Raw genomic sequence first — 2,276 nt, 5'->3', positions numbered from 1 at the left:
AGTTCGCGGATGCCCGCCTCGCCCCGGGTGATGTCGTCGGCGAGCGGACCCCGCCGCCAGACGCGGTCGGCCCCGCGCGGCGGAGCGAACGCCGTGACGATCTGGGCCGGCAGCGGGCGCGGCGCCGGGTCCTTGGCGAGGCAGGGGAAGATCAGCGGCCGCAGCACCTCCGGGACCTGGGACAGGTCGGGGTCACCGTGCACGACCTGGTACTGGAGGGCCGCCACATGACCCCCGTCGAACGCGCGCCGCCCGCTCGCCGCGTACACGAGCACGGCCCCGAGCGAGAAGACGTCGGCGGGCGGCCCGACGCGGTGCCCGAGGACCTGCTCGGGGGCGCCGTACCCGGGGGTGACCGGGATCTCGCCCGTGGTGGTGAGGGTCAGGCCGTGTTCGGGGCGGGCGATGCCGAAGTCGATGACACGCGGCCCCGCCGACGTCAGCACGATGTTGGCGGGCTTGAGGTCGCGGTGGATCAGTCCGGCCGTGTGGATGTCGGCGAGGGTACGGGCGAGAGCGGCCGCCAGCGCGCGTACCGCCGGTTCGTCCAGCGGCCCGTGCGCCTCGACGGCCTCGGCGAGCGTCGGCCCGGCGAGGAACTCGTTGGCCATCCACGGGCGTCCGCCCTCGGTCTGCGAGCCGAGGACCCGCGCGACCCCCGTGCTCGTGACGGCCTGCGCCATCCGCGCCTCGCGCACGAAGCGCTGCGCGAGGTTCTGGTCGTAGGCCAGTTCGGGGCGCAGCACCTTCACGGCGGCGGCCCGGCCCGCGTCGTCCTGGCCCACGTACACCTTGCCCATGCCCCCCTCGCCGAGCACGCCGAGCAGGCGGTACGGGCCGAGGCGGAGCGGGTCACCGGTGCCGAGCGGTTTCATGACGGGATGCCTTCTGTGATGGGTCGCGTGGTCGCTGGGTGGTCAGGGGTCAGGGGGCAGTGGGCGGGGGCCAGTGGGCAGGGGGGCAGCGGTCAGTGGTCACTGGAGCGGGAAGGCCGCGAGGAAGAACCCGCCCAGGGCGATCACGACCTCCGCCTCCCGGTGCGCGACGAAGCGCGTACCGGTCGTCCTGTACGTACGCGCTGTCGCACGGGACGCGAGGTCGATGGCCCGCAGGCCCGAAGGGCTCCTGCTGTAGAGGTACTTGGTGCCGAGGACGGGCCGGTCGGTGAGATCCCCCTTCGCCGCGTCGCCCCCGCCCTTCTCCTCCCAGCGGACCGCTCCGCCGCCCGCGTCGACGCCGACGACACCGCGCCCCTTCTGCACGGCGTACACCACGCCGTCCTTGACGGCGGGCGGTCCGAAGGAGCTTCCCGGGCGCGCCTTCGAGAGGTTCCAGGCCTCGCCGCCGTCGCTCAGCCGCAGGGCGCGCAGCGCGCCCAGGCCCAGGTAGAGATGCTGATCGTCGGTGGTCATCATGGATCTGACGGCGTCGGGCTTGATGCCGGGCAGCGGCTTGTCCCAGAGCAGGCGGCCGGTACGCCGGTCGCGCGCGTTCGCCCGTACGGCCCCGCCGGCCGTCTCCTGAAGGAGGATCAGCCGGTCGGCGACGACCCGGGCGTCGAGGAAGTGCAGCCGCTCGGACTTCTCCGGCCTGGCCGGCAGCGGCGTGCTCCAGAGCCTCTTGGCGGTACGGGCGTCCACGGCGGCCAGGAACCAGGGCTGGTCGTGCTGGAATCCGTCCTGGTCGTTCTTGCCCTGCCCGACGGCCAGATAGATCACCTGGTCGGCGACGCACAGCAACTGGTTCTCGAAGATGACCCCGTTGAACTCGCTCATCTCGGGAAGGCGCTTCTTCGGCTTGCCGGTCGCGAGGTCGACCGTCTCCAGGATCAGTGGCCAGTCGTCGCCCATGTGGCCCTGGTACTTGTCGAGTTGGGTGACGCGGTAGAGGTCCTTGCCGTCCGTCCCGACCTGCCAGGCGTTGTCGATCTGGGTCGGCCCCCACGAGGCGGCGCCGTCCGCCGCGTGCGCGGTCGCCAGCCCCGCTCCGGTGATCAGCGCGACGAGATCGCCGATCGGGAACGGGATCGAGGCGGCGGCCGGCCAGAGGTCCGAGGGCGGATCGCTGACCTGGAGCTGCCAGAGGTAGTCCTGCTTGGGCTTCCGCGAGGCCTTCGGCGACGGGCCGGTCCCCGGGCCGCCCTTCGCCTGCCCCGTACCGGCGGGACCCCACCAGGCCCAGGCGCCCGCCCCGGCGGCGGCCACCCCCAGGAGCGAACCCCCGCCCATGGTCAGCAGCTTGCGACGCGACGGGCCGGACCGCCCGGCCACGGACCG

Annotated in this window: 2 protein-coding genes; both read right to left on the bottom strand. The window is 73.4% G+C overall.

The window, feature by feature from the left end; translation table 11 throughout:
- Nucleotides 1-875, bottom strand: an 875-nt coding sequence (locus tag QR77_RS41855; RefSeq protein WP_040029728.1) for a serine/threonine-protein kinase, incomplete at its 3' end; no start/stop codon positions are given.
- Between the two features lie 99 nt (nt 876-974).
- Nucleotides 975-2,276: PQQ-binding-like beta-propeller repeat protein (locus QR77_RS41850; RefSeq protein WP_040029727.1), on the bottom strand; the 1,302-nt coding region annotated here is incomplete at its 5' end.

Origin of the sequence: Streptomyces sp. 150FB, assembly GCF_000818195.1 — a bacterium.
Classification (GTDB): Bacteria; Actinomycetota; Actinomycetes; order Streptomycetales; family Streptomycetaceae; genus Streptomyces.
Note: the sequence above shows the minus strand (reverse complement) of the source record. Positions and strands in the feature narration are given on the sequence as shown.